The organism is Lysinibacillus sp. FJAT-14745, assembly GCF_001275675.1.
GTDB lineage: Bacteria > Bacillota > Bacilli > Bacillales_A > Planococcaceae > Lysinibacillus.
This window is the reverse complement of sequence record NZ_LITM01000016.1, coordinates 73,984-99,186: the sequence shown is the minus strand read 5'-3', so window position 1 is coordinate 99,186 and position 25,203 is coordinate 73,984. Positions and strand designations below refer to the sequence as shown.

The following is a 25,203-nucleotide window of genomic DNA, read 5'->3' as shown; positions in this document are numbered from 1 at the left end:
TATTTCCTCTGCTTTCGCGGGTATTTCCTCTGCTTTCGCGGGTATTTCCTCTGCTTTCGCGGGTATTTCCTCTGCTTCCGCGGGTATTCGTCCTGCTTCCGCGGGTATTGCTTTGCTTCGCGGGTATTCGTCCTGCCTCCGCGGGTATTTCCTCTGCTTCCGCGGGTATTTGCCTTGCTTCCGCGGGTATTTGTCCTGCTTCCGCGGGTATTCGCCTTGCTTCCGCGGGTATTCGCCTTGCTTCCGCGGGTATTCGCCTTGCTTTCGCGGGTATTTCCTCTGCTTCCGCGGGTATTCCTCCTGCTTCCGCGGGTATTGCTTTGCTTCGCGGGTATTCGCCTTGCTTCCGCGGGTATTTCCTCTGCTTCCGCGGGTATTTCCTCTGCTTCCGCGGGTATTCGTCCTGTTTCCGCGGATATTTCCTCTGCTTCCGCGGGTATTGCTTTGCTTCGCGGGTATTTACCTTGCTTCCGCGGGTATTCGCCTTGCTTTCGCGGGTATTCGTCCTGCTTCCGCGGGTATTGCTTTGCTTCGCGGGCATTTACCTTGCTTCCGCGGGTATTCGTCCTGCTTCCGCGGGTATTTCCTCTGCTTCCGCGGGTATTCGTCCTGCTTCCGAGGGTAAGTAGATTTGTAAGATATTCTCTTTTTATATTGACATTTACCAATTTTCATCTTATAGTACATTACAACACTAATGCACTATGTTACGTAGGAATGAAGGGGGGTTTTTCGATGCACGTTCATCTAGATGGTACAACACCGATTTATATTCAAATTGCTGAATGGCTACAGCACGAAATCATTGCCGATCGATTACAGGCTGACGAGAAGGTCTATTCACAGTATCAACTAGCTGAATTATTCAATATAAATCCTGCTACAGCTGGTAAAGGGCTGACAATTTTACTTGAAGAGCAACTTTTATATAAAAAACGGGGGTTAGGTATGTTTGTCGCTACGGATGCAAAGGAACGAATTTTAATGAAACGTCGAAACGAAATATTGACGAAAATGGCACAAGAAATCGTATTAGAGGCAAAACGTTTACTTGTATCTGATGAAGAATTGCTAGTGCTTATTCGAAAAACACAGGAGGGATTGGCATGAATATTATTCAATGTGAGGAGTTATCTAAAAGCTTTGGACGTCGTCATGCACTACAGCGCGTAACTTGCGCTATTGATGCAGAGAAAATTATCGGTATTATTGGTCGCAATGGTGCTGGTAAGTCGACATTACTTAATATTTTTGCAGGCTATATAAAGCCTACAACTGGGTCATGCAAAGTGTTTAATGAAAATCCCTTTAATAATATTCAAACTGCTGCCAATATGATTTTTATCGATGATCGATTAAGTTTCTCTGATTACTTATCGCTCGAAGATATTCTAAAGATGGGGGCCGATTTTTATCCTAATTGGCAAAATGAATTAGCTTATCGCATGCTCGATTATGCAGGGATAGATCTCACAGCAAAGCATCAGCAACTATCTAAGGGGCAATTGGCAACCTTTAACCTTGTTTACGGATTAGTAAGCCGCTGTGCACTAACGATTTTAGACGAACCGATGAATGGCATGGACGAAGTGATTCGTACAGATTTTTACAGGGCGATTTTAAAGGAATACCTAGCCTTTCCACGAACGTTTTTAATTACTAGTCACCATTTGCAAGAGATGGAATCTATTTTAGAAGAAATATTATTGATGGATGAAGGCTCTGTCATTGCCCACGCGCCATTAGATGAATTTAAGGAACAGCTCATATCACTTAGCGGACCAAGTGATGCACTTGCAGATCTGCTCTCTGAGACGGAAGTATACGCTCAAAAGATTATGGCAGGAATGACCTCAGCAATAATAGATGCTAGTAAACTATTCGTCTCAGAAGAAATACTTCGAGCAAAAGGCATTACGGTATCATCCCTTAACGCAAGTGAAGTCTGCAAGTATTTAACAAGTAAAAAAGGAAGTGATATTGATGCAATCTTTGACTAATATTTCACTGAAAACAATTGTAATAAAACAGGTGAAATGGAAAGCAAAATTATATATTTCTGCCCTCAGTTCCTTAGTTATTGTACAAATCATTTTTGGCATTTTAACATTTGGCTCTGGGAGTGGGTCTTCTGGGAGTGGGCAGGGAAGTTTAAATGTTCAGTTCTCTAATTATTCACTCGATATGATTCTTATAATTTCAGCAATTTGGGCATTTATTGTAGCACTTCTCTTTACGACAAAAGCGCATCGCATTGATGATTTATCCGTTATTTCTAGTCGGACATCTAGCGCCATTGCAAATATATTTGTCATAATTATTTACAGTTTTTTTGCAGTCATCATTATGATTTCCACTTACTATTTACAAGCATTAGGAATTGCATTAGCAGAAAAGAATTCTTTAGTAATAGACAATCTATTTATTTCACCATCAATATTAATATTATGTTTCAGTAGCATTTGTTTATTTGGCGCAATGGGCTTACTACTAGGCACCATTTTCAAGGGACCAGCAGTTATAAAAATATTTGTATCTATGTTTATATTGTTAGGCCTCATATTAATTTTTATGTCACCAGGGTCTATTAACCTTTTGCCAATAATAATGTTATCCAATCTTATGATTAGTGTTCTTTATTTGTTTGTGGCTGTATTATGCTTTAGCCTCACTATTCGGATTGCTGATAAATCGGAGGTGTCTCGCAAATGACAACGACATTCTTCTTATTTTTTATACCACTGCTATTCATAGCGGCTATTGTTCTATTACTTGGTAAATTAAGTAAAAAAATTAAAATTTGGACCCCTAAGCGTATTATAATTGGCATTACTAGCTATATCGTACTTGGACTTATTGCTTTCCTTTATATTAGCTTTTTTTCAGAATCAAAAATACCATTACTTTCCTTTTCTAAAATTAAACAACTTGAGATAAAATTAGATCAAATACAAAAGTACGATCAAGAAGACGATTCTTCTTATTTAACAGAGGAGTACAAAAAGAAAACATGGGACTTGAAATATGAAGGAAATACATTACCTGTTGTTATAAATGAAGGTGACAGTGGTTCAAGCATTAATTTTCGAGTGCGTTATAATGACAATATTGAATCTGGAAAAGCTCTTGTTACCTATTATCAATTTCCTGTCATTGTAGAAGGTATTGATCTTTCAGACGAAGTACCGCTACCGAACGTATACGTGGCACAAAACCAATTATTTATTGAAGCTCTTTCTAAACAACAAATAAATTATTATCGTATAAATGCAACATTAGGTATTTTAGATATGAATCGTGAGATAGAGCATAAACCATATGCAATGTTCTATTCAAATGTCATCGTTATCGACATTCCACGAAGTACAGTTCTGGAAGATTCCCAAGGTCTTTTTTAGATAGTAAAAAAACAAGGACAGTCCTAAGTGATTTTTCATCACATTTGGACTGTCCTTGTTTTATTTTCTACTTGTTTTTGCTTTAATAGCACCAATAACAGCTGGTACAACTGAAAGCAAGATAATTAATATAAGAACCGTTGAGAAGTTATTTTTAATAATAGGAATATTACCAAAGAAATAACCTAGTAATGTACAGCTGAGTACCCATAACACTGCACCTACAACATTATACATGATGAAGTAGCTATACTTCATTTTACTAGCCCCTGCAACAAATGGTATGAATGTACGGATGAAAGGCATAAAACGTGCGATGACGATCGTTTTTCCACCGTGTTTATTAAAGAACTTTTCTGCTGCTTCCATACGCTCTTTTTTAACGACTCTACCAAGAAAGCTCTTTGGTGGAATGGATGTTCCCACTTTTTGACCAATATGATAGTTCATCGTATCCCCTAAAATTGCAGCCGCTAAAAACACGGGAATTAATATCCACATATTAAATGCGCCCATTGCTGCTGCTAATGTACCACTTGCAAAAAGCAATGAATCACCTGGTAGGAATGGGAAAATTACGACACCTGTTTCAACAAAAACAATTGCAAATAAAACGAGATAACTCAAATTACCAAATTTATGAATGATCTCCTCTAAATGCACATCAATATGCATAATAAAATTTATTAACTCCTTGATGAGTTCTATCATTTTTTCGTATGCTCTCTTTCAATTGAATTTTCTAAAGGCTTTGACGTAGCTAGACACCAAAGGGTTCCATTTTTGTTTACTGTCTATAGTGTTACTTCTCCCTCACTATATGACAAGCCCTTAAAAAGTATGTAGATTTCACAAGTTTGATTTTATCACTTACAGACATACACACTCAACTTATTTAAATAAGAGGCCATGTTTTTTTACATTGCTGTAATATTTGCCTCAAGTGAATTCTCTTAAATCTTGAACTGTGAATCTAACTGTTCATTTATGCTGGATAAAAAAAGCTACTATTTTTCAATAGTAGCTACAGTTTCTTATACTTTTTCTTTTAATGACCGACGTAAAATTTTTCCTGTCGTATTTTTTGGTAATTCATCGATAATCTCAATTACTTTAGGCACCTTGTATTTCACCATATGCTTTGCACAGTATGCGATAAGGTCTTCTGCTGAAGTTGCATCTGTATCTTTTAAAACAACATATGCATGAACTGCCTCACCTAAGTTAGGGTCTGGGTAACCTACAACTGCCGCTTCAACGATATTATTATGAGCAAAGAGTACTTCTTCAACCTCTCTTGGATAGACGTTAAATCCGCCTACAATAATCATATCTTTTTTCCGATCAACGATGTAAAAGTACCCTTCTTCGTCCATTTTTGCTAAGTCCCCTGTGTATAACCAGCCATCACGTATCGCCATCGCTGTTTCTTCAGGTAACTTATAATAGCCCTTCATAACGTTAGGCCCTCGTACAATCAGCTCCCCTACTTCGCCAACGGGCACTTCTTGACCATTAACATCCACCACCTTATTTTTAACATTGGAAATGGATGTCCCAATAGAACCTGCCTTACGCTCACGTTCCAACGGGTTAAAGCACGTTACTGGTGAAGCTTCCGATAAGCCAAAGCCCTCTGAAACACGCACATTAAATTTCTTCTCGAAATTATGTAATAGTGCTACAGGTAGAGACGCGCCACCTGAAATCGCTAAACGTATTGTTGAGAAATCTTCAGGATTACTTTCAGGTAATTGATACAAGAAGTTATACATAGTTGGCACACCAGCGAAGACGGTTGCCTTTTGTTCCTTCGTTAATTTAAAGATTTCAGTTGGACTAAAACGTGGTTCAAGTAAAACCGTTGCTCCACTCAATAAAGGTGCATTGACAACGACAGTTAACGCAAATACATGGAAAACTGGTAATGTCGCAATAATACGATCATCTGCTTGATAGCCTAAATAATGTGCTACATCTCGTGCATTTGAATAGATATTTTTATGAGTCAGCATTGCACCCTTTGGAGTACCTGTCGTTCCTGAAGTATATAAAATAATTGCATTATCATCGTCAGCTACTTCTACTGGTTGTACAGAGTCCGATGCACTAGCAATTACTTGTGAAAATAAATGAATTTTCGCCTTTGCCTCTTCGGATAAAGTCGTTACTTTTTCAGCAACATCTGCTGTTGTTTCACAAACAACAAATGTTTTTATTTTTGGAAAAGCATGTACACCCATTTCTACTAATGGAAGAAGTGCATCAAGTGCAATAACAGCTTTTACATCACCATTATGCAAAATATACGAAATTTCATCCGGTGTATAGATTGGATTAATCGGAATTGCCGTTGCCCCTAAACGCATTGTTGCATATAACGCAATTAAATAATGTGGTGTATTGCCGAGTAAAAACGCCACATGGTCCCCTTTTTCTACCCCTATATCTTCTAACCCCTTTGCAAAGCGACCAACTGTGTGTTCAAACTCACCGTACGTCGTATCTTTCCCCATAAAATGATACGCAATTTTATCCGGTTGCTCTAATGCTTGTTGACGAACACTTGAAACTAAATTCAATTACACCATCCCCTTTATCGTATCAATTTCGCCTTGGCGTAATTGAAGTCCGGATTTTGAATTGTGTCCAGGCCTGCACGAGGGCCGACACGATGTCGGTCATTTCGGTAATGCCACAGGACGTGGCGCTTTTACCGATGCAGGTCAGTTAGCCGTTTTCGCAGGATGCGAAGGTTTTAGGCTAACATCCTTTGTGCATTCCTTTTAAAATCCGTGACATCCGCCGGAGGCTTTATCTTCATTCAGTAGACATATGGACATCCCTTAAAAAGGAATCACACCCGAATCCACCTCACCACCTTAGAGGTGGGAGTCTTCTACTGAATGGAGATAAAATGAATCATTATTCAGTAATATTATATAAGAAATATATGTAAAAGACAACGAAACTTTTTATTTCATGTCTAAAATTACGTCAAATAATTCATTTTTTTCTCTTTCGTACATTTTGATCACGAACGAATATGCGAGATGTATCGCCAACGAATCAAATAAAAATAGACCACTTGTATTAAAACAAAAAATCCAAAAGCAAAGACAACTTCTTTGACAATGGAAATATTAGCAATATCCTTCAAGATACCTTGAACCATAAGAAATGCAAAGGCACTATGCATCATTGCAACACCCCATGGCAAGAAAAATTGTGGGAATAAATGACGATTCACAAGCTTTTTGAGCTCTGTATCTGTTAAGCCCATTCGCTTTAAGACATCGAATTTACGCTTTTCTCTTTCTAGAGAGGTATGCAGTTTAAAGTAAACGAAGCTACCTGCTGCTAATAAAAATACCGTTGCTACTAAGACCCCTACTAATGTGAATAATGAGTAGGTAGCTAATATATAAGAATAATTTAATCCTGCATTTTCAAAGTAAAATGGGCTAAATCTATCCTTCTTATTAAAATATTGAGTTGCTGCTAACTCGTCTATGTCTTTGCCAATATCTTTCGTTTCCATCCACTGTGGAATATAGAAGGTAAATAAATGATAGATTGGCTGTGCAACGTCTTTATCAGCAATCGGCTTTCTAAGCTTACTAAAATCCTCATCGCTGATCACTATAGAATTCACACTAACGATAGACCCTGGGAATACTATTTTAGGATATACGCTATCAATTGTTATCGGGATAGCGTTTTCCTCTAGTACAGTATGCACAACTTTATTTTTTAGTTTTTTTAGAGATTCTTCCGAGTATGGTATAAATACTGCCTCTCCTGAAGCCAAATCAAGTAATGGGTAGCTATAGGAAGAAAGCAATACATTCATATCGGATTCCCTAAAAACCTCAACCTCATTGTGAGTATATGAAGAGGTTTGCTTGATCACAACAAAACGAGATAGATGATAGGACAAGCCCTTTTCCTCTAATTCAATTCGTAAAGAGGCGATATGATTTCGCTCATATGGATTGTCGACATCTCCCTTATAGACAAGCCCTAGTGGATTTAAACGATCATATTGTATTGTATAGGAAGACATCGTTGCTAAAACACCGACTGATAAAAAGGCCAATGTTGACACCATCGTTACTACAAAAAACATTTTCACATTGTCCATCATAATATGAGTTTGCTCAGCTAACGAAAGAAGGCGATAGCGTTGCCAATGAAATTTACGTTTGCCCCGTGCTTTATCCAAAAAACAAGGTAAAGAATCACTGAAAAAATAATATGTTCCAAAGGTTGCTAAAAACGGGATTAATAGTGTTAAACCAATGAAAGATGTTTTCGGTACGATAAATGATAGTAAGTATGCTGATAAAATAAGAGCAATACCAACTACTGCGCGGATTTTAGAATAGGTTGAAACACTATTTAAATATTCACTTCCCCTAAGGAGATCGCGTAATTTTCTTTCACGTGTGAAATACACACTAATAAAGGAAATGACCACAAAAGCACTTGTAAAGACACCAATCGTTAGTAGAAATGGCTGCCATGAGACATATAAGGGTAAACTATCTAAATGTAAAATTTCTCGAACAATCATGAAAAAGAATTTCGAAAATGAGAAACCAAATATAATCCCAACAAAAATAGAACCCGATCCAATAATCATTGTCTCCAAAAAGACAAGTTTATTCATCTGGCGTTTTTCCATTCCTAAATGTAATAAAATTGCAAACTCATGTGATCTTGCCTCTAAAAAGGCACTCATCGAATAATATAAAAAGAATAATGTAAAAAGGACAAGTACGATTTCCGCACCTATCATCCCAATTAACGAAGCCTCTCCTAAAATTCCTTGTTCAATATCCGGGTGAAACATGAGCATTGAATAGATAAAAAACACAGCCACAGAAAAAAAGCTTGCCATGAAAAAGGCACCGTATATACGGCTGTTCCGTACGACATTACGGTAAGCGAATTGTCGAAAGGTCACCTACTTGTCCTCCTCCTAGTAAGCTCAACACATTTAATATTCGCTGGAAAAACATTTGACGACGGTCATCTTTGTAAATTTCATTGAAAAATTCCCCATCTTTAATAAATAACACGCGATCACAGTAGCTAGCTGCAATTGGATCATGTGTTACCATGACAATCGTTGTTCGTTTTTCCTGATTGATTTTTGTTAAAAGTTCAAGTACATCACGCGAAGAATTCGAATCCAAATTTCCGGTCGGCTCATCTGCTAAAATGAGACTTGGATTATGAATAAGTGCCCGACCAATAGCTGTTCTTTGTGCTTGTCCACCTGATATTTCATTTGGGCGTTTATGCAAGAATGAGGTTAAATCGAGCTTTTCCACAATGCTTGCAAGACGCTCCTCCATTACTTCTAACGGTTGTTGATCTAATGTAAGTGGTAGCACAATATTCTCTTCTACTGTCAGCATATGCAATAGATTAAAATCCTGAAAAATAAAACCAAGTTGTCTTCTTCTAAAGTAGGCAAGCTCAGTTGCTTTCAGTGTATGAGGATTCATGTCATCTAAAATGATTTCTCCACTCGTTGGTTCATCAATCGTAGAAATGATATTCAATAATGTTGTTTTTCCACTTCCTGATGGACCCATGACTGCTAAAAACTCACCTTCCTCCACGTCAAAGCTTAGTTGATTTAGCGCACGATGAGTTACTTTACCTTCATACACCTTCGTCACGTCTTTTATTTGTAAAATAGGCATACCTTGTTCACCTTATTTCTTGATTAATTCCATGGATTCTGGCAAAAGCCACTGCAATACTACCTCAAAGCCAATTTGAAAATGCGGCTCTGTTAATGATTCAGCTGACTGATTACCATCCTCCTCCACTAGACTAAAGCAATGCGACCCAATAATTACATCCCAGGCATCCATTTCACCTTCAATTACTTCTCCACAAATCGTATAATGCCCACTGTACATCACCTGTTCACCTTCTACAGGAAAAGCATTAAGTGAAGTCGGTTTATGTAAGTCTAGCCCAAGCTTATTCGAAAAATGCATTACTTCTTCATTCAGCAAAAGACTTGCTGTACGAAAATTTTTGCAAGATAAACAATCACAAACATCGTTATGCGACTCGTATAATGCCTCTGTTTTTTTTGTCTCTACATGTAAAACCCATTCATCCAAGCGTACTTCTGTCATTTCTAATCCCCCTAATTCGTAAATGTCACTGTAACAACAGTTCCTTTACCAACCTCTGATGTAATGTTTAATTCGTGACCGAGCTTTCCACAGATTTCTTTCGCTAAATACAAGCCCATCCCTGTGGATTCTCCAGTTTTACGGCCATTCTCACCAGTAAAAAAGGCTTTAGTGACACGAGAAAGATCGGAAGCTGGAATACCAATACCTTCATCACAAATGGCTAATTGTACGTAGTCATTCTTTTTAATGGCGGAAATGATTATTTTTTTGTTTGCCTCAAACGTATATTTTACCGCATTCGTAACGAATTGCCCGATAATAAAGCGGAGCCATTTTGAATCACTTGCTACGATGATGTCATCCTCAATATGGATTTCTGGGAAAACACGTTTCGTAATAAATAAACGTTTATTTTCATTAACAGTTGCAGTCACAATCGTTTTTAAAACAACCTGTTCTACTTGCATATCCTCTTCAAAATTTTCTAATCGAGCATTCACCAACACCATATCCAAGCCTCTCCTCAAGCGATCAATTTCCTCTTGTACATTCTTTTTATCAAGAGGACGCTCATCCTGTAATAAGAGTTCAATAACAGAAATTGGTGTTTTCATCTGATGTACCCATTGATTCATAAACTGATCATGTCGTTTTTGGCCTGCATATAACGATTGCAGCTCATGTTTATATAGTCGATATAGTTCATGCATATATTTCTCAACCTGCGTCGCCTCAGGTGTTTTAGCATTTTTTTGCAACACATCCTCCATAGTTTTAGGAAGCTGCGATATTTTCAATAAATAACGTTGACGCATTAAGTAACGGATAAGTAAAAACGAGGCTAGCAACACTAAACTAATACAGAAGGAATAAATAGCCGTATCAACATTTCGAAAGCCGTCCAGCCAGTATAGAACCATGATGAAGCCGACTAAAAAGAACTGGAAAACGATGAACGATGCGTAATCACGTAAAAATAATTTCCAGTCCACTATAACTCACCTGCGCTTAATATAAAGCGATATCCTGCCCCGCGCACCGTTTCAATTGATGACGTAATATGATAATCCGCTAGTTTTTTACGTACTCGTGTCATATTGACGTTCAATGTATTTTCATCAACAAATGCCTGATCGTCCCAAAGCTCTTCTAATAGTTGCTCACGCGTCACTACTTTTGGCGCATTTCCCATTAATAGTTCTAAAATGATACATTCTTTTTTCTGAAGTGGAATCTCTAAATCATTTTTATGAAGTTCCATTCTTTCTAAATGAAGAACAAGCTGTCCTTGTTTAATTGTCCGTTCCTCTTGTCTTGCTGAATATTCGCCATATGTACGACGCAAGTGACTACGGATTTTAGCCAGTACAATTTCGTAATTAAATGGTTTCGTAATGAAATCGTCGCCCCCATTTTCTAGCGCAAAAATTTGATCCATTTCCCCAGAACGAGCGGAAATGAAAATAATTGGACAAGTTGTATGTTGACGTAGTTGGCGACACCAATAGTAGCCATCGTACGAAGGTAAATTTATATCAAGCAACACCATATGTGGATTAAATGCTGTAAATTCTTCAATGAGATGATCAAATTCTTTGATCGTTTCAACTTCGTATTGATATTTTCTAAGCGTTTCTGCGAGCAATGACGCAATCTTTACATCATCTTCGACAATAAATATTCGATGCTTCTCCATACCAACACTCCTTTCTATCCTATATTGTATCAAAAAAAGGTTCGATGACATAACTGTCAACGAACCTTTTGTAGCAAAAGTTAACCCGAATCATCAGCTAGAGATTTTTGTGTCAAAACATACCTGCCTCAATAAGGACATTTGCCAGTTTCTACATAAGCTTTTCTTAATAAATTAATTGTAAAAACTCTTCTGTTGCAATTCCACCAAAGTATGTTGGAATATCAATATCCGTTAATGCCTCAGCAATTGCAGTTCGATCATAGTTTGTCCCAACTAATCGTTGTTCAACATCTGCCATGTCGCCTACACCGAAGAAATCACCAAAAATATGCGCTTCCTCTATAATTCCGTGATTCACCTCTAAGCGAATATCAATGCCTCCTGTTGGGAAACGATGTGTTTTTTGAATATTAAAGCGTGGTGATTTGCCAAAATTCCATTCCCATACTTGATAACGCTCAGCAGAAAGCTTGTGAATATTAGCCCAATCTTCCTCCGTCAGCTCATAATAGCGAATATTTTCTTCTCCACCGAAAATCGATTTTAAAATTTCTAAGCGGAATTCTTCGACTGTCATCTTATCCTTCAAAAACTCAGAAATATTAGCTACACGTGAACGAATCGATTTAATGCCCTTTGATTCAATTTTATCTTTCTTCACCTTTAATGCGGATACAACAGCATCAATTTCTGTATCAAACAGTAACGTACCATGGCTAAACATACGGCCCTTTGTAGAAAACTGTGCGTTCCCCGAAACTTTACGTCCTTCCGCTAAAATGTCATTGCGGCCTGAAAGCTCAGCATGAACGCCCATTTTTGCAAGTGCATCTACAACAGGCTGCGTGAATTTTTTATAATTCATAAAGCTATCGCCATCGTCTTTAGTAATAAAACTGTAGTTAAGATTCCCTAAATCATGATACACTGCGCCTCCACCAGAAAGACGACGTACAACGATAATGCCATTATCCTCCACGTAATCTGTATTAATCTCTTCGATAGTATTTTGATTTTTACCAATAATGATTGAAGGTTGATTAATGTAAAAAAGTAGCACTGGCTCCTTCTCTACATCCATCGTTTTTAATAAATACTCCTCAATGGCAAGGTTAATGCGTGGGTCATGAATCCCTTTATTATCAACGAATATCATAAAATACGTTTCCTCCTTCACAAAATATCCATATTTATTTTAACGTAAATTAGGCATTTTGTGTTGACGAAATACTTCTGTTATAATACACTAGGAAATATCAAAACAGTAATAGTACAGATGAACTTAAAGGAGGAGTCCACAATGTTAGAAAATGTAGTTGAATTTTTCAAGAACCTACCTGCAAAGCAATGCACAGAATGCGGTGAAAAAATTGAAGAACAAAGTGAATGCTACAGCAACACTTGTGAAAAATGTAACCACCTATAAGCATTTGCCTATTCTGTAATTGTCATATACGTGCCCCACACGTACTAATAATGACACCCCTCATCATATTTTGATGAACCATTAATTAAATCTCTTACACTTACAAAACAGCAGCTGATACGCTCATATCGGCTGCTGTTTTTTTGTATGTTTTTTTGTAAGTGGCGATTTTTTTTGGAGGCGAGCAGTTATTCCTGGCACCTGATCAGTTTTCGGGGATACCCGAGCAGTTTTTGGGGATACCCGAGCAGTTCTCATTTAACCACAAAAAACACCCACCAATATTGGTGGGCGTAAAAATTCCTATTTTTAGTTTTCTTCGGCTACTTTTGAGTAACGTTTTGTGTGTAGTAACATGAAATAACCGAAAGTAATAGCTAAGAATGCTACTAGGAAGCCTGCTAGAATTCCGTAGTTTTGCATTAAGAATGATGTATCACCAGTTGAGATACTTGCTTTAAATGCTGAAACAGTATATGTCATTGGTAATCCTTTATTAAACCATTGTAATGGTGTTGGGATTAACTCAAGTGGGAATGTACCCGCACTTGTTGTAAGTTGTAAAATTAATACAATTATCGCAAGGAAGCGTCCTGGATCACCGAAAATAGATACTAACATTTGAATTAAAGCTAAGAAAACATAGCTTGTTAATAATGCTGTTAGGAAGAAGTATCCTAAACTGTATACTTCAAGGCCTAAGCCCCATTTTACAATAATCACTGTTAATATAGTTTGAATTAAGCCGACTATTGCTAAAACTGAGATTTTACTTGTAAACCAAGCTGCCCCATTTTTTGGACGAATCGCTGGTTCCACAAATGGGAAAACGATAGAGATCATTAAAGCACCAACGAATAAGCCTAAAGAGATAAAGTATGGTGAGAAACCTGTTCCATAGTTAGGTACATGGTTAACAGATTCTTTCTCAACCTCAACCGGGCTACCTACCATATCATATGTGTCTTTACCTGCATGAACTCCTTTTGCTGTTTCACTAGCTTCACCTAGTTTACTAGATAAAGTTGATGTACCATCTACTAGTTTAGTTGTACCATCAGCAAGCGTTGCAGAACCTGCTGCTAATTCACCTGATTTAGATGCAAGCGTTGATGTACCTTTATTTAATGTTGTTGAACCACTTGCTAGCTCATTTAAACCTGAAGCCAATGTTTTAGAACCTGTTACGGCTGTCTTAACACCAGTATTTAATTCACCTAATTTTTGAGCAAGTGTTGCGTTACCAGCTTGAAGACCTTTTGCTCCTTGGACTAACGCACCACTTTTTGATGTTAACTCATTAGCACCTGCTAACACTTGTGATTGACCTGCTGCAATTTGTGATGCACCAGAACTTACTTGTTTAGCACCAGCTTGTAATTTTTCTGTACCAGCAGTTAAAGAACCTAAGCCATTATGCACACTTGCACTTCCTGCTTGTAGCTCTGCTAATGTTTGTTTTAATACTGCAGCTTGTTCTTCTGGCAATGAAGCCATCATGCCTTGTAATTGATTAGATAAAGCAGTGATACCTGCTTCTACTTTTGCAGAACCCGCTGTTAGTTGGCCGGCTGCACCATTTAATGCACCTGCATTATCAGCAATTGATGCTGCACCTGCACTAATTTGTTGTTGTTTATCGTTAATTGTAGCTAAACCTGCTTGAACCTTTGATACACCCTGTGTATATTGTGATACACCTTGCTCAAGAGATGTTGCTCCAGATGCTGCTTGCTGTGCACCTTGGTGTAGCTGTCCAGTACCGTCTTGTATTTTTACTAGACCAGTAGATAAGTCATTCGCACCTTTTGCAGCGGCTCCAGCACCTTTAGTAATTTTATCTGTACCATTTGACAATTCAACTGTACTTGATGCTAGTTGCGCAAGATAACCTTTTAAATCTTTTGCTCCATTTGCTACAGACTTAGCACCTTCATCTAGCTTATTCGAGCCATCAGCAGCCTCTGTAAAACCATTTCCAAGTTTTGTAATAGAATCAAATAATTTTTCAGCATAAGTAGTTGAAACTTGTTTATTCACTTCCGCACGTATTTTTCCCATTGCTGAATCACCAATTTGTGCACTCAGGAAGTTTAATCCTTCATTAGGAATATAATTCATGACTAATTTAGAAGGTTTTTCATCTAATAACGTAGTCGCATGCTCAGAGAAATTTGTTGGAATTTCTAGAGTCATATAATACTCTCGACCATTTAGGCCTTTTTCAGCTTCTTCTTTGGATACTTCAACGAATTTAAATTGCTCACTCTTGACAAGATTTTTAACCAAGTCTTTCCCTATATCTAATTTAACGCCTTCCATTTCAGCGCCCTTATCTTGGTTGACAACTGCTACTGGTAAATTCGGCAGGCCTGCATACGGATCCCAGAACGCCCATAAAAACATGCCTGCGTACATGACTGGGATAAATAATACAGCGATTATTGAAACAAGCATTTTTCTTGTTTTAAAGATATTCAGCCACTCAGCTTTAATCATAAGTTTTCTTCACTCCTATACTATTTGACCAAAAACGTCAGTCGGTCATTTTTATTCAAAAAAAAACCTAAATCCTCACTAGACTGTCCTTGATTCACCTTTTAGCTCAGCAAATCAAGTTAAAACTAGTCCACGGAAAATTGTTTCCTTGAAAAGATTTAGTATCTTTTCTTCAGGAATAATGTCGCCATGTAGCTCATGCCAATCAACGACAAATGCTAGATACGCCTTTAACAACAGAAAGCTTACTAATTCTGCATCACAATCTTTAATTTCTCCTTTATCGATACGTCTTTGAATTAATACAGTAACGTAGGATAAAATTTCAGTCTCAATGCGAACTAAAACTTGTTTAACTGCCGGCGTTCGTAGCTCCTTTTCTTCCTCTAATAACTTCGCAAATAAAAGATGTTTTTCACGGAACTGTAGCATTTTCATTAAAGCATTGTGCGCATTGTCCATAAAGCTAGCTGATGCATCCAACACTGCATTTGCTTCTGCTTGCATCTCTCGTATAAGTGACATAGCTATCTCTTGAAATAAAATTTCTTTATTCGCAAAGAATGTGTAAATCGTCCCTTTACCGACATTGGCGATTTTAGCCACTTGCTCCATCGTTGTTGCCTTGTAACCAAACAATGTAAAGGATTTTGCAGCTGCTTCAAGAATTTCCTGCCTACGATCCATTAGTAACATCCTTTCTTGTTATGTTATGTACATGCCTTTGTACACGAAAACGATAATGACCAGAAAACCATTTCGGTCATCTGGTCATTATCATATTCCTATTTTAAAAATAATGCAAGCATTTAATGGGTATTTTTTTTATTTTTTTTCATGATCACTATGCTCAGAATTATCATTACCGTGATTCATCATATTATGATCCATGCTGTTGTTATTTGCTTTTTCATCCTCTGGTAAAACTTTCGTCATATCAGGGCTACCAGCAGTAATTTGTTGCTTCGGCATACTATGAACACCATTGCCTGTAGTAGTATGAGCATACATATAATATACCCCATCGTGGTCAAATTTAGTCGTCGCTTTATAAACGCCATCTTTCTCTAATTTACCGTCAATCATTTGCCCTTGATCACGTTTACCAGATTCCCATACCTCAAATTGTACAACTGCATCATCAACTTTTTTGCCACCTTGTTCAACCTGCGCAGCAAGATCAATCGTTTCATTGATCGCTACTTCTTTCGGTGTTAAAATTTCAACTTCTGGTATTTGAGCCACCTCAGGCTCTGGTAAAGCTGCTGGCTCTTTCTTTTCTCCGCAACCTACTAATAATGCAGGTACTGCGACTAATGCCAATAACCATTTTTTCATGTTTTTTATTCCTCCATTAACGGCAACGTAATTTTTACAACTGTGCCTTTTTCAACTTCACTCTCAATCTCTATCTTGCCATGTAACTGCTTCAACAATTGTTCAACAATCGACAAGCCTAGTCCACTGCCACCATCTGCTCGGCTCCGCGCTTTGTTAACACGATAAAAGCGCTCCGTTACATGCGATAAATCCTCTTGTGGGATACCCATGCCATAATCCTTAATGAGTATTTGTGCACTGCCATTGTCCTCAAAAGCAGTAATTTCAACCTTTGACAGCTCATACGAGTAATTAATGGCATTTTCAATAATATTAATAAAAATTTGTTTCAGCTTTACTTCATCAGCTTGGATGATTAATGCATCATCAGCATCCAAATGGAGTGCAATGCTCTTCTTCTTTGCCTGATGCGTTAATATTTTTTGAACCTCACGTAATGTTTCGGCAAGAGGAATTGGATATAAAGTAATTTCTGTTTGTTCATTTTCCATACGAGCAAGTTGAAGTAATTCATTCGTTAAGCGTTCCATTCGATTTGCCTCACGCACAATCAGCTGGATCGTTTCCTCTTTTTGGTTTTCTGGTATAATGCCATTCTGCATTGCTTCACTATACCCTTTTACATAACTAATGGGTGTCCGTAGCTCATGTGAAACTGTCGCTAAAAACGTTTTTTGAGCTTCATCCTCTTGTTGAATCGCCTCTGCCATTTGATTAAAGGTGCTCGATAGCTTTCCGATTTCATCTTTTGAATGAACTGGCACACGTGTTTCATAGTTTCCGTATGACATTTGCTCAACGGCTCTTTGTAAATTACTTAATGGTCGCATAATGTGACGAATTCCTTTATAAATTAAATAGCTGATGACAATTAAAAATATAAAGGCACTGACAAATAAGAAAATGACTTCATTATTCGCTAACTCACTAATTTTTGCTAGAGGGAAGTAAATATAAATAATCCCTTCAAGCCTATTTTGATCTACTAGCGGAAGTACTACCGAAATTAGCTGTCTATCAAATCGGGGTTCATACCCAATTTTTTGTACGTATTCACCTGCAAGTAATTGCTGGCGCTCTTCTGAGCCAATTAATGTTTCGAAATCAATATCAAATGGTACACAGGCACTTAGTTCTCGCGGATTTCTTACTGCAAAAATATTCAAATTCGAATAATTAGCAAAATGTTCAATGTCTGCAATAAATTCATCCTTCACCTTACTACCGGTATACATCGTTTGTAGCTTTGTCCCTACTTCTACCATCATCTCTTCCGTGTCTTCTACATATAACCGTTCATATAAATAATTAGTTAGGACATACATAAAGACAACGGTAATGATTAAAAATGCAAAGATTAATAGCCAAATGCGTGTTGAAATCTTTTTCATTCGCCAGGATCAAAACGGTAGCCCACTCCCCAAACGGTTTGAATATGCCCTGCCGCTTCCTTTCCAAGCTTTATACGCAAGGTTTTTATATGAGTGTCAACAGTTCTTGTGCCCCCTACATAATCAATATCCCAAATGCGTTCAAGTAATTGCTCCCTCGTATAAGCATTTCCAGGATTTTTCATAAATAAATGTAATAACTCAAATTCCTTTAAAGTAAGCGGAACACTCTTTCCATCTACAGATACCTTGCGTGCTGTCTCATCTATTTTAATAGGGCCAAGCATCACATATTTTTGCTGCAACTCTTCAATATTAGTACCACTTCTTCTTAACACAGCTTGGATTCGCGCAACGAGTTCATCGTTTGTAAAGGGTTTTACAATATAATCATCTCCGCCAATTGTTAGGCCTTTAACTTTATCCTCATTCGCATCACGTGCTGTCAAGAAAATAATTGGTATATTCGACATCGCACGTATACTTTGACACACTGCAAAGCCATCTTCATGCGGCATCATCACATCAAGTAGTACTAAATCGATTTTTTCACGTACAATAATATCATAGGCTTCTGTTCCACTCGCTGCTGTTAAAGTCTCAATTTTTGCATTATGGAGCATCATTTCTATTAAATTACGCATATCTTGCTCATCATCAACAATTAATATAGTTGTCACATTTTTTCCTCCCTCACTAACAGTTGAAATGCACCTTTCCCCACATCAACTGTTTTCTTCACCTGACCTTCTTTTATGAAATACAAAGTATGGTCATCATAGCCAGCGACAACAATATAATCTTTAAACTGATTAACGGCAAATGGATTAGCTCCTACCTCTTGCTGCCATTTCACATTTCCATCAAAGTCGGCAACATACAAATCATTATGGCCATGACTTACAACGAGGATTGCATCCTTTGTTTTTGTTAATCCAACAGGCATTAAAGGCATTTTTATCTCCCCTTTTTTTACGCCTGTCATAAGATCATATTTTTTAACAGAGCTATTCGGTTTACTTCCTTCTCCATGACCGCCAAGCCATAGTTCATTTTTCTCTTCAAGAATGGCTATTCCATGTGATGATTTTTGAATCGGCCACTCTTGCTCAACCTTTAGATTTTCTATATTTAACACCGATAATTTCGTATCTTTATAATTAATCACATATAGCTTATCTTTATAGGCTGCCATTGACATAGGATAATTACCTAGCTTCTGTGTTGCCAGTTCGTTACCCTTCTCATCAAAGCTTGTCACTGTATTTGTTTTGCTATTCGTAATAAAAAACTGTTTTTTATTTTCAGCATAATATACATTCGTTGTACCAAGCTGTACTTTTTTGGAATAGAGCTTCTTTCCGGTTGAAAGTGTATAGACGTCTATTTCATTTAATTGATGACCATACAATAACACACGATCATTCTCGAGCAGTATTGCCCCTGAGTAAGCTTTGTCAAATAACCATGTTGCCATCACATTCCCTTGTCCATCTATAAAATCTAGCGAAGGCTCTTGTATATTTAAGGACGCAATAAAATTCTGATCGCGTTCAATAGGCTCAAACGATTTCTCCGTACACCCTGCTAGCCATAAAAGCTGTACTAAAGCAAAAATGAAGAATACCCATTTTTTCAACATCATCACCTCTGTTTCTTAACTATACTTCACAATTGTGAAATTCGAGTGAAACTTGAGAGGTAAATTTATGACAAAGAAAACTAGCAAATTTCACGATTATTATGATGTTATGCTACATCTACGAGCATTTGTTCAACCAACAAATTAGTTGCACATTTACTGCATCGATTATAGTAAGGAGTATGTTGTCAATTAGCTTATGTATGCATGTGAGAAATGAAGAAGTTGTCGTCGGTAGATGTCTAGCATTACCGAATTTCCTATAAGCAATAAAAAAGTAGTACAAACATTGATTTTCATGTTTGTACTACTTTACTAGTAACCATTTATTCCTTACAAATCCGCAAACATTTCCTTTACTATTTCGTCAGCAACATTTTTGCCTTGCTCAACGCACTCAGGTATTGATATTCCTTCGAAGGAACTCCCCGAGAGCTTGACAGTCGGAAAATGTTCACGTAATTCTTGTTTTACACGCTCTACCTTCGCCTCATGTCCTACCGTATACTGTGGCATGGCATTTTTCCAGCGGGAAACGACTGTCATTAACGGTTCTCCATCTACACCAATTGTTTTCATTAAATCCTGCAATACGGTCTTTTCAATTTCTGTATCAGATAACGCTACAATTGCTTCGTCGCCCACTCGGCCAATATAACTGCGTAACAGCACGTAATCATCTGGCGTTGTGCCAGGCCACTTTCGATTAATCCACGTACAAGAGGTTATTGAAAAATCACTATTTCGAGAGACAAAAAATGATAACGCATCTAAATCGCCTAACTGTTCTTTTTTAAATGCCATTGTCACAGTAGCAATAGTAGCTGCCTTCATCGTACTCAATTCCGTTAATAACTGGTGTTTACTGAACATTTTTCTTGCTACATTAAATGGTGTAGCAATAATAACAGCATCTGCTTTTAATTGTGTAAAATTGTTAAACACAACTTGGACAGCCCCATCCTTACCATGCTCAATTTCCTCAACTTTAACACCCTTCATAACTGTCCCGGGAAGTAGTGATTCTTCAAGTTTTTCGATAAGTGTCTCCAGACCATTATTAAATGTTTGAAAAATCCCCTTATCTTTCGTCTTGAGATTGTTACTTAAAAAATTCGTACCAGATTTTTTCATACCAATTAGTAGGCTACGATATTTTTGTTCTAATCCATAGAGCTGTGGGAATGTTGAGCGCATGCTTAACTGCTCAATATCACCAGCAAATGTTCCTGCAAGTAATGGCTCTACTAGATTTTCTACGATTTCAGCACCGAATCTTCTTCTAAAAAATTGCCCTAATGGTTGATCATCATCCTGTGCAGAGCGAGGAATGAAAAAATCCCCCGCTGCACGAACTTTCCCGCTAAGTGAAAACAAACCTGAAGCAATAAATGACGAGACATGTGGTGTTGCCCCGGACAAAAGATTGCTCGGGATTGGATACAATTGACTACCAACGGCAATGTAAGTCGGTCCTGTATTGCTTGTAATCATTTCCTGCTCAATGCCTAAATCCTTTGCCAAAGCATATACATAGTTCTCACGATCAAAAAAAGATTCTGGCCCGCGCTCGATAATTAAGCCATCTTTTCTCAGTGTTTGTATTTTTCCGCCAAGACGTAATGACGACTCGACAAGTACGATATCTAACGGCAATTTTTTTGCGCTTGCTTCTTTTTGCAAATAGAACGCAGCTGTGAGGCCAGTAATACCACCGCCTACAACAACTACCTTTCGTCTTTTCTGAGTCACCAACATCATCACTTTCTTTTCGCTTAGCTTAATTTTTTATGAATGGCATCCACCATTGCATCGATAAATAACGGGTGTGTATTTGGCATTGCCGGACGATAATATTTCGCGCCAAGTTCATCACAAACAACTTTACATTCATAATCGTTGTCATATAAAACTTCTAAATGTTCTGTTACAAAGCCAACTGGCGTATAAACGAATGAACGGAAGCCCTTTTGCTCGTAAAGTTCACGCGTTAAGTCCTGAACATCTGGACCAATCCATGGCTCAGGTGTTTGACCTGCTGACTGCCAGCCAACTTCTACATTCTTTACACCTGTCGCTTCTTTGATTAGTTGAGCCGTCTCAATTAATTGATCTTCATATGGATCGCCCAGCTCTTTAATTTTCTCTGGAAGTGAATGTGCAGATACGATTAAACATGCTTTTTCACGTTCTTCATCAGACATTGCATGAAACGTTTCATTCACTTTGATTTTCCAATACTCAATGAATTTTGGTTCATCATACCAAGATTCTACAGAAGTAATTGTTAATCGATCTCCAGCTGCTTCTGCTGCACGACCATTATATGATTTAATAGAGAATGTTGAGAAGTGAGGAGCTAATACGATAGAAACCGCTTCTTTAATACCTTCCGCTACCATTCCTTCTACAGCATCTTCAATGAATGGGTGAATATGTTTTAATCCGATAAATAATTTGTATTCCACATTATCTTGTACTTCATTTAAACGTGCACATAAAGCCTCAGCCTGCGCTTTCGTAGCAGCAGCAAGTGGCGATAATCCACCGATCGCTTCATAACGACTGCGTAAATCTTCTAAATGCTCTTCTGAAGGTTTGCGACCGTGGCGAATATGCGTATAGTAAGGTTCGATGTCTTCTTCTTTGTAGGGTGTTCCGTATGCCATAACTAATAAGCCTTTAACTTCTTTCATTAACCTTTTCACCTCTAAATAATAGTTAAATATATCTTTAATCGTACAGTATGTGACAAAAAGAAGCTGTCCAATTCATTAGGTTGGACAGCACCCTTTCTAGGATGAAATCGAGATATCATTCTAGAAAAGAATATGAAAATTTATATCTTGTTCACTTCTACATTAAGAACGTGCTTGGATTTGTTGAGCGCTATACTCATGAACAAGAGCTGTTAAACGTTTTAACACCGCTGGGTCTACCTCTGGGAATACACCATGACCTAGGTTAAAGATATGCCCTGGCATTTCTAAGCCTTGATCGATAATATCTTTCGTGCGTTTTTCAATAATTGACCAGTCCGCAAGTAATAGTGATGGATCTAAATTACCTTGTACGGGTTTAGTTATACCGTTTGCACGTGCTTCTTTAATTGGTAAACGCCAATCTAAGCCAACAACATCAACCGGTAAATCATTCCACTCTTTCGCTAAATGACTTGCACCGACGCCAAACTGAATAAGTGGCACATTTTCTTTTCTCAGCTCCGCAAAAATACGTGTCATAATCGGTTTAATGAAAACACGATAGTCTTCAACATTTAAAGCACCGACCCAAGAGTCAAATATTTGGATAGCTTTTGCCCCCGCTTCTACTTGAGCAGAAATATCAGAAATAATCATGTCAGCTAACTTGTCCATTAATGCAAACCAAGCTTGAGGCTCTGATACCATAAATGACTTTGTTTTATTATAGTTTCTTGAAGGACCACCTTCAATCATATAGCTTGCAAGAGTAAATGGCGCACCTGCAAAGCCGATTAGAGGTACATTCAATTGTTCCTCTGATAACATTTTTATCGTTTCTAAAACGTACGGTGTATGTTCTTTCGCATTGAATTCGCCTAATTTTTCTATATCAGCGATTGAGCGAATAGGATTTGAAATGACAGGACCTACGCCTGCTTTGATTTTTACATCTACCCCAATACCAGGGAGTGGAGTTACTATATCTTTGTATAAAATTGCCGCATCAACATTGTAATTTTCTACTGGCAATCGTGTTACATATGCACATAGCTCAGGTTGAAGTGTTATTTCCTCTAAAGAATACTTTTCTTTAATCGCACGATATTCAGGCTGAGAGCGTCCTGCTTGTCGCATATACCAAACTGGTGTATGTTCCGTTCTTTCTCCTCGTGCAGCACGTAGAAGAGTATCATTAAAAGTTGTCATGAATAATTCCTTCCCCTCAATAAAATTCATATCGTAAAATTCTTTTGTTTATTTCGTTATTATTGATATCCGTTTTCAATAGTAAACGCTTCCTCTGTTATTGTATAGTTTTCATAGGGAAATGTCATAAAATTGTTCTTTCTAAGGGATTTCTTTTTGACAAAGCTATAGACTTTCATTTTAATGGAGATAATCACGCTATAGTACGAAAATCCATAAGGAGGTCAATTTTATGTATATTTATTTAACTTCTGGTACAGGTGATTTTTTAGAACAACTAAAGAATAAATATCCAAACGAGGCAATGATTTTAATACACGGAGAAGGAAACTCTGTGCTTATACATGAAACCGAAAGAAAATCTGTCTTTGCCACACCACGTAAATTTGAAGTGCTAGATTCAGTAAATGATTTAGAAGAACGTGGCTTCTTTGTATTCAACAATATTCCCGTTACAGATGAAGGTCGACCAGTTTTTGAACATCGCTTTTTAAATCGAGCACGTGCTATTGAAGATGAACCAGGCTTCGTAGCATTCCGACTACTTCGTCCAATAAATAGTGAAACATACATCGTCATGACACAATGGAACGGTCCTCATTCATTCGAAGCATGGAAGAGCTCAAAGGCCTTTGCATCAGCACATGCCGAACGTAAAGAACCAACTGGTGTGAATCAGCAAAACATGTTCTCAGCAGCTTCCTATGTTACAACCTATAGCGCTGCTCCAAAAGAAGAAAACGAAGCTTAGTTAGGGTGGGCAGGGATTCACTAGCTTTCCGGGTATTCTTCCGGGGGCGCGGGTATTTGTTGTTCTTCCGCGGGTATTCTCCGAGGGCGCGGGTACTCGCTGTTCTTCCGCGGGTATTCTCCGAGGGCGCGGGTATTCACTGCCCTTCCGCGGGTATTCTACTCAGTTTCGCGGGTATTCTACTCGGTTTCGCGGGTATTCACTGCCCTTCCGCGGGTATTCTACTCGGTTTCGCGGGTATTCGCTGTTCTTCCACGGGTATTCTACTCAGTTTCGCGGGTATTCACTGTTCTTCCGCGGATTTCTCCGGGGGCGCGGGTATTCGCTGTTCTTCCGCGGGTATTCTCCGAGGGCGCGGGTATTCACTGCCCTTCCGCGGGTATTCTACTCAGTTTCGCGGGTATTTACTGCTCTTCCCCGGGTATTCTACTCGGTTTCGCGGGTATTTACTGCTCTTCCGCGGGTATTCTACTCGGTTTCGCGGGTATTCACTGTTCTTCCGCGGGTATTCTACTCGGTTTCGCGGGTATTTACTGCCCTTCCGCGGGTATTCTCCTCGGTTTCGCGGGTATTCGCTGTTCTTCCGCGGGTATTCTCCTCGGTTTCGCGGGTATTCGCTGCCCTTCCGCGGGTATTCTACTCGGTTTCGCGGGTATTCACTGTTCTTCCGCGGGTATTCTACTCGGTTTCGCGGGTATTTACTGCTCTTCCGCGGATATTCTCCGGGGGCGCGGGTATTTACTGCTCTTCCGCGGATATTCTCCGGGGGCGCGGGTATTTACTGCTCTTCCGCGGGTAATATCCTCGGTTTCGCGGGTATTCGCCGCCCTTCCGCGGGTATTCTCCTCGGTTTCGCGAGTATTCACTGTTCTTCCGCGGGTATTCTACTCGGTTTCGCGGGTATTCGCTGCTCTTCCGCGGGTATTCTACTCGGTTTCGCGGGTATTCACTGCTCTTCCGCGGATATTACTGCCCTTC

24 protein-coding genes are annotated in these 25,203 nt (G+C 38.3%); 6 read left to right on the top strand and 18 right to left on the bottom strand.

From position 1 onward, the window contains the following. A partial coding sequence (locus AMS59_RS26000; RefSeq protein WP_234007877.1) for a hypothetical protein occupies positions 1-668 on the bottom strand: 668 nt, incomplete at its 3' end. A 67-nt stretch (positions 669-735) separates the two neighbouring features. On the opposite strand from AMS59_RS26000, the gene AMS59_RS21765 reads away from it, so the two are divergent. The 4 genes from AMS59_RS21765 to AMS59_RS21750 are packed head-to-tail and all read left to right on the top strand — an operon-like array spanning position 736 to position 3,398. Then, complete coding sequence (locus AMS59_RS21765) at positions 736-1,110, top strand: GntR family transcriptional regulator (protein ID WP_053485795.1); 375 nt, start codon at positions 736-738, stop codon at positions 1,108-1,110. Then, positions 1,107-2,000: an ATP-binding cassette domain-containing protein gene (locus tag AMS59_RS21760; RefSeq protein WP_082337666.1), complete on the top strand. Its 894-nt coding sequence runs from the start codon at positions 1,107-1,109 to the stop codon at positions 1,998-2,000. Before AMS59_RS21765 ends, AMS59_RS21760 begins: the two co-directional genes overlap by 4 nt. Beyond that, the gene (locus AMS59_RS21755; RefSeq protein ID WP_053485794.1) at positions 1,984-2,712 is read left to right on the top strand and encodes a hypothetical protein; all 729 of its coding nucleotides are present in this window, start codon (positions 1,984-1,986) and stop codon (positions 2,710-2,712) included. Before AMS59_RS21760 ends, AMS59_RS21755 begins: the two co-directional genes overlap by 17 nt. Next, positions 2,709-3,398, top strand: coding sequence for a hypothetical protein (locus AMS59_RS21750; protein WP_053485793.1), 690 nt, complete (start codon positions 2,709-2,711; stop codon positions 3,396-3,398). Before AMS59_RS21755 ends, AMS59_RS21750 begins: the two co-directional genes overlap by 4 nt. A 60-nt stretch (positions 3,399-3,458) precedes the next feature. Here the strand turns inward: AMS59_RS21750 and AMS59_RS21745 are convergent, their stop codons facing one another. The 8 genes from AMS59_RS21745 to AMS59_RS21710 form a co-directional block, all read right to left on the bottom strand. Continuing rightward, on the bottom strand, positions 3,459-4,106 hold the full coding sequence (locus AMS59_RS21745; RefSeq protein ID WP_234007881.1) for a VTT domain-containing protein: 648 nt from the start codon (positions 4,104-4,106) through the stop codon (positions 3,459-3,461). 326 nt (positions 4,107-4,432) lie between these two features. Further along, complete coding sequence (locus AMS59_RS21740) at positions 4,433-5,980, bottom strand: fatty acid--CoA ligase family protein (RefSeq protein WP_053485791.1); 1,548 nt, start codon at positions 5,978-5,980, stop codon at positions 4,433-4,435. A gap of 452 nt (positions 5,981-6,432) precedes the next feature. Continuing rightward, complete coding sequence (locus AMS59_RS21735; RefSeq protein ID WP_053485790.1) at positions 6,433-8,367, bottom strand: FtsX-like permease family protein; 1,935 nt, start codon at positions 8,365-8,367, stop codon at positions 6,433-6,435. Continuing rightward, positions 8,339-9,115, bottom strand: a complete 777-nt coding sequence (locus AMS59_RS21730; protein ID WP_053485789.1) for an ABC transporter ATP-binding protein — start codon at positions 9,113-9,115, stop codon at positions 8,339-8,341. The genes AMS59_RS21735 and AMS59_RS21730 overlap by 29 nt, the downstream gene beginning before the upstream one ends. 12 nt (positions 9,116-9,127) lie before the next feature. Beyond that, the gene (locus AMS59_RS21725; protein ID WP_053485788.1) at positions 9,128-9,562 is read right to left on the bottom strand and encodes a hypothetical protein; all 435 of its coding nucleotides are present in this window, start codon (positions 9,560-9,562) and stop codon (positions 9,128-9,130) included. Between the two features lie 11 nt (positions 9,563-9,573). Beyond that, positions 9,574-10,557, bottom strand: a complete 984-nt coding sequence (locus tag AMS59_RS21720; protein WP_053485787.1) for a sensor histidine kinase — start codon at positions 10,555-10,557, stop codon at positions 9,574-9,576. Further along, a complete protein-coding gene (locus AMS59_RS21715; RefSeq protein ID WP_053485786.1) occupies positions 10,557-11,261 on the bottom strand; it encodes a response regulator transcription factor in 705 nt (234 codons plus the stop codon). The genes AMS59_RS21720 and AMS59_RS21715 overlap by 1 nt, the downstream gene beginning before the upstream one ends. A gap of 166 nt (positions 11,262-11,427) precedes the next feature. Then, positions 11,428-12,420 carry a lipoate--protein ligase gene (locus tag AMS59_RS21710; RefSeq protein WP_053485785.1) on the bottom strand — a complete coding sequence of 331 codons (993 nt, stop codon included), beginning with the start codon at positions 12,418-12,420 and terminating at the stop codon, positions 11,428-11,430. Between the two features lie 144 nt (positions 12,421-12,564). Between AMS59_RS21710 and yhfH the strand changes: the two genes are divergently transcribed. After that, complete coding sequence (gene yhfH, locus AMS59_RS24555; RefSeq protein WP_012292204.1) at positions 12,565-12,690, top strand: protein YhfH; 126 nt, start codon at positions 12,565-12,567, stop codon at positions 12,688-12,690. 309 nt (positions 12,691-12,999) lie between these two features. On the opposite strand, the gene AMS59_RS21705 is transcribed toward yhfH, so the two are convergent. From AMS59_RS21705 to hemE, 9 genes are all read right to left on the bottom strand, one after another. Continuing rightward, the gene (locus tag AMS59_RS21705; protein WP_053485784.1) at positions 13,000-15,189 is read right to left on the bottom strand and encodes a YhgE/Pip domain-containing protein; all 2,190 of its coding nucleotides are present in this window, start codon (positions 15,187-15,189) and stop codon (positions 13,000-13,002) included. Between the two features lie 114 nt (positions 15,190-15,303). Further along, positions 15,304-15,876 (bottom strand): TetR/AcrR family transcriptional regulator, encoded by a 573-nt coding sequence (locus tag AMS59_RS21700; protein WP_053485783.1) that lies wholly within the window; start codon positions 15,874-15,876, stop codon positions 15,304-15,306. Positions 15,877-16,014: 138 nt separating this feature from the next. Next, on the bottom strand, positions 16,015-16,527 hold the full coding sequence (locus AMS59_RS21695) for a FixH family protein (RefSeq protein ID WP_053485782.1): 513 nt from the start codon (positions 16,525-16,527) through the stop codon (positions 16,015-16,017). A 5-nt stretch (positions 16,528-16,532) separates the two neighbouring features. Continuing rightward, positions 16,533-17,921, bottom strand: coding sequence for a cell wall metabolism sensor histidine kinase WalK (locus tag AMS59_RS21690; RefSeq protein ID WP_053485781.1), 1,389 nt, complete (start codon positions 17,919-17,921; stop codon positions 16,533-16,535). Further along, complete coding sequence (locus AMS59_RS21685) at positions 17,918-18,601, bottom strand: response regulator transcription factor (protein ID WP_082337663.1); 684 nt, start codon at positions 18,599-18,601, stop codon at positions 17,918-17,920. The genes AMS59_RS21690 and AMS59_RS21685 overlap by 4 nt, the downstream gene beginning before the upstream one ends. Further along, positions 18,598-19,563, bottom strand: coding sequence for a YncE family protein (locus AMS59_RS21680; RefSeq protein ID WP_369814349.1), 966 nt, complete (start codon positions 19,561-19,563; stop codon positions 18,598-18,600). The genes AMS59_RS21685 and AMS59_RS21680 overlap by 4 nt, the downstream gene beginning before the upstream one ends. A 333-nt stretch (positions 19,564-19,896) precedes the next feature. After that, the gene (gene hemY / locus AMS59_RS21675) at positions 19,897-21,324 is read right to left on the bottom strand and encodes a protoporphyrinogen oxidase (RefSeq protein ID WP_053485780.1); all 1,428 of its coding nucleotides are present in this window, start codon (positions 21,322-21,324) and stop codon (positions 19,897-19,899) included. A gap of 14 nt (positions 21,325-21,338) precedes the next feature. Then, positions 21,339-22,259, bottom strand: a complete 921-nt coding sequence (gene hemH / locus AMS59_RS21670; protein ID WP_053485779.1) for a ferrochelatase — start codon at positions 22,257-22,259, stop codon at positions 21,339-21,341. A gap of 165 nt (positions 22,260-22,424) precedes the next feature. Continuing rightward, a complete protein-coding gene (gene hemE / locus AMS59_RS21665; protein ID WP_053485778.1) occupies positions 22,425-23,474 on the bottom strand; it encodes a uroporphyrinogen decarboxylase in 1,050 nt (349 codons plus the stop codon). A 232-nt stretch (positions 23,475-23,706) separates the two neighbouring features. Here hemE and AMS59_RS21660 point away from each other — a divergent pair, with 232 nt between their 5' ends. Continuing rightward, positions 23,707-24,225: an antibiotic biosynthesis monooxygenase gene (locus AMS59_RS21660; RefSeq protein ID WP_053485777.1), complete on the top strand. Its 519-nt coding sequence runs from the start codon at positions 23,707-23,709 to the stop codon at positions 24,223-24,225. Positions 24,226-25,203: the final 978 nt, after the last annotated feature.

Bases quoted from the DNA above. Each gene is read 5' to 3' on its own strand.
- AMS59_RS21765 (WP_053485795.1), top strand. From the start codon at position 736: ATGCACGTTCATCTAGATGGTACAACACCGATTTATATTCAAATTGCT.
- AMS59_RS21760 (WP_082337666.1), top strand. From the start codon at position 1,107: ATGAATATTATTCAATGTGAGGAGTTATCTAAAAGCTTTGGACGTCGT.
- AMS59_RS21755 (WP_053485794.1), top strand. From the start codon at position 1,984: ATGCAATCTTTGACTAATATTTCACTGAAAACAATTGTAATAAAACAG.
- AMS59_RS21750 (WP_053485793.1), top strand. From the start codon at position 2,709: ATGACAACGACATTCTTCTTATTTTTTATACCACTGCTATTCATAGCG.
- AMS59_RS21730 (WP_053485789.1), bottom strand. From the start codon at position 9,115: ATGCCTATTTTACAAATAAAAGACGTGACGAAGGTGTATGAAGGTAAA.
- AMS59_RS21725 (WP_053485788.1), bottom strand. From the start codon at position 9,562: ATGACAGAAGTACGCTTGGATGAATGGGTTTTACATGTAGAGACAAAA.
- AMS59_RS21715 (WP_053485786.1), bottom strand. From the start codon at position 11,261: ATGGAGAAGCATCGAATATTTATTGTCGAAGATGATGTAAAGATTGCG.
- AMS59_RS21710 (WP_053485785.1), bottom strand. From the start codon at position 12,420: ATGATATTCGTTGATAATAAAGGGATTCATGACCCACGCATTAACCTT.
- yhfH (WP_012292204.1), top strand. From the start codon at position 12,565: ATGTTAGAAAATGTAGTTGAATTTTTCAAGAACCTACCTGCAAAGCAA.
- AMS59_RS21705 (WP_053485784.1), bottom strand. From the start codon at position 15,189: ATGATTAAAGCTGAGTGGCTGAATATCTTTAAAACAAGAAAAATGCTT.
- AMS59_RS21700 (WP_053485783.1), bottom strand. From the start codon at position 15,876: ATGGATCGTAGGCAGGAAATTCTTGAAGCAGCTGCAAAATCCTTTACA.
- AMS59_RS21695 (WP_053485782.1), bottom strand. From the start codon at position 16,527: ATGAAAAAATGGTTATTGGCATTAGTCGCAGTACCTGCATTATTAGTA.
- AMS59_RS21690 (WP_053485781.1), bottom strand. From the start codon at position 17,921: ATGAAAAAGATTTCAACACGCATTTGGCTATTAATCTTTGCATTTTTA.
- AMS59_RS21680 (WP_369814349.1), bottom strand. From the start codon at position 19,563: ATGTTGAAAAAATGGGTATTCTTCATTTTTGCTTTAGTACAGCTTTTA.
- hemY (WP_053485780.1), bottom strand. From the start codon at position 21,324: ATGATGTTGGTGACTCAGAAAAGACGAAAGGTAGTTGTTGTAGGCGGT.
- hemH (WP_053485779.1), bottom strand. From the start codon at position 22,259: ATGAAAGAAGTTAAAGGCTTATTAGTTATGGCATACGGAACACCCTAC.
- hemE (WP_053485778.1), bottom strand. From the start codon at position 23,474: ATGACAACTTTTAATGATACTCTTCTACGTGCTGCACGAGGAGAAAGA.
- AMS59_RS21660 (WP_053485777.1), top strand. From the start codon at position 23,707: ATGTATATTTATTTAACTTCTGGTACAGGTGATTTTTTAGAACAACTA.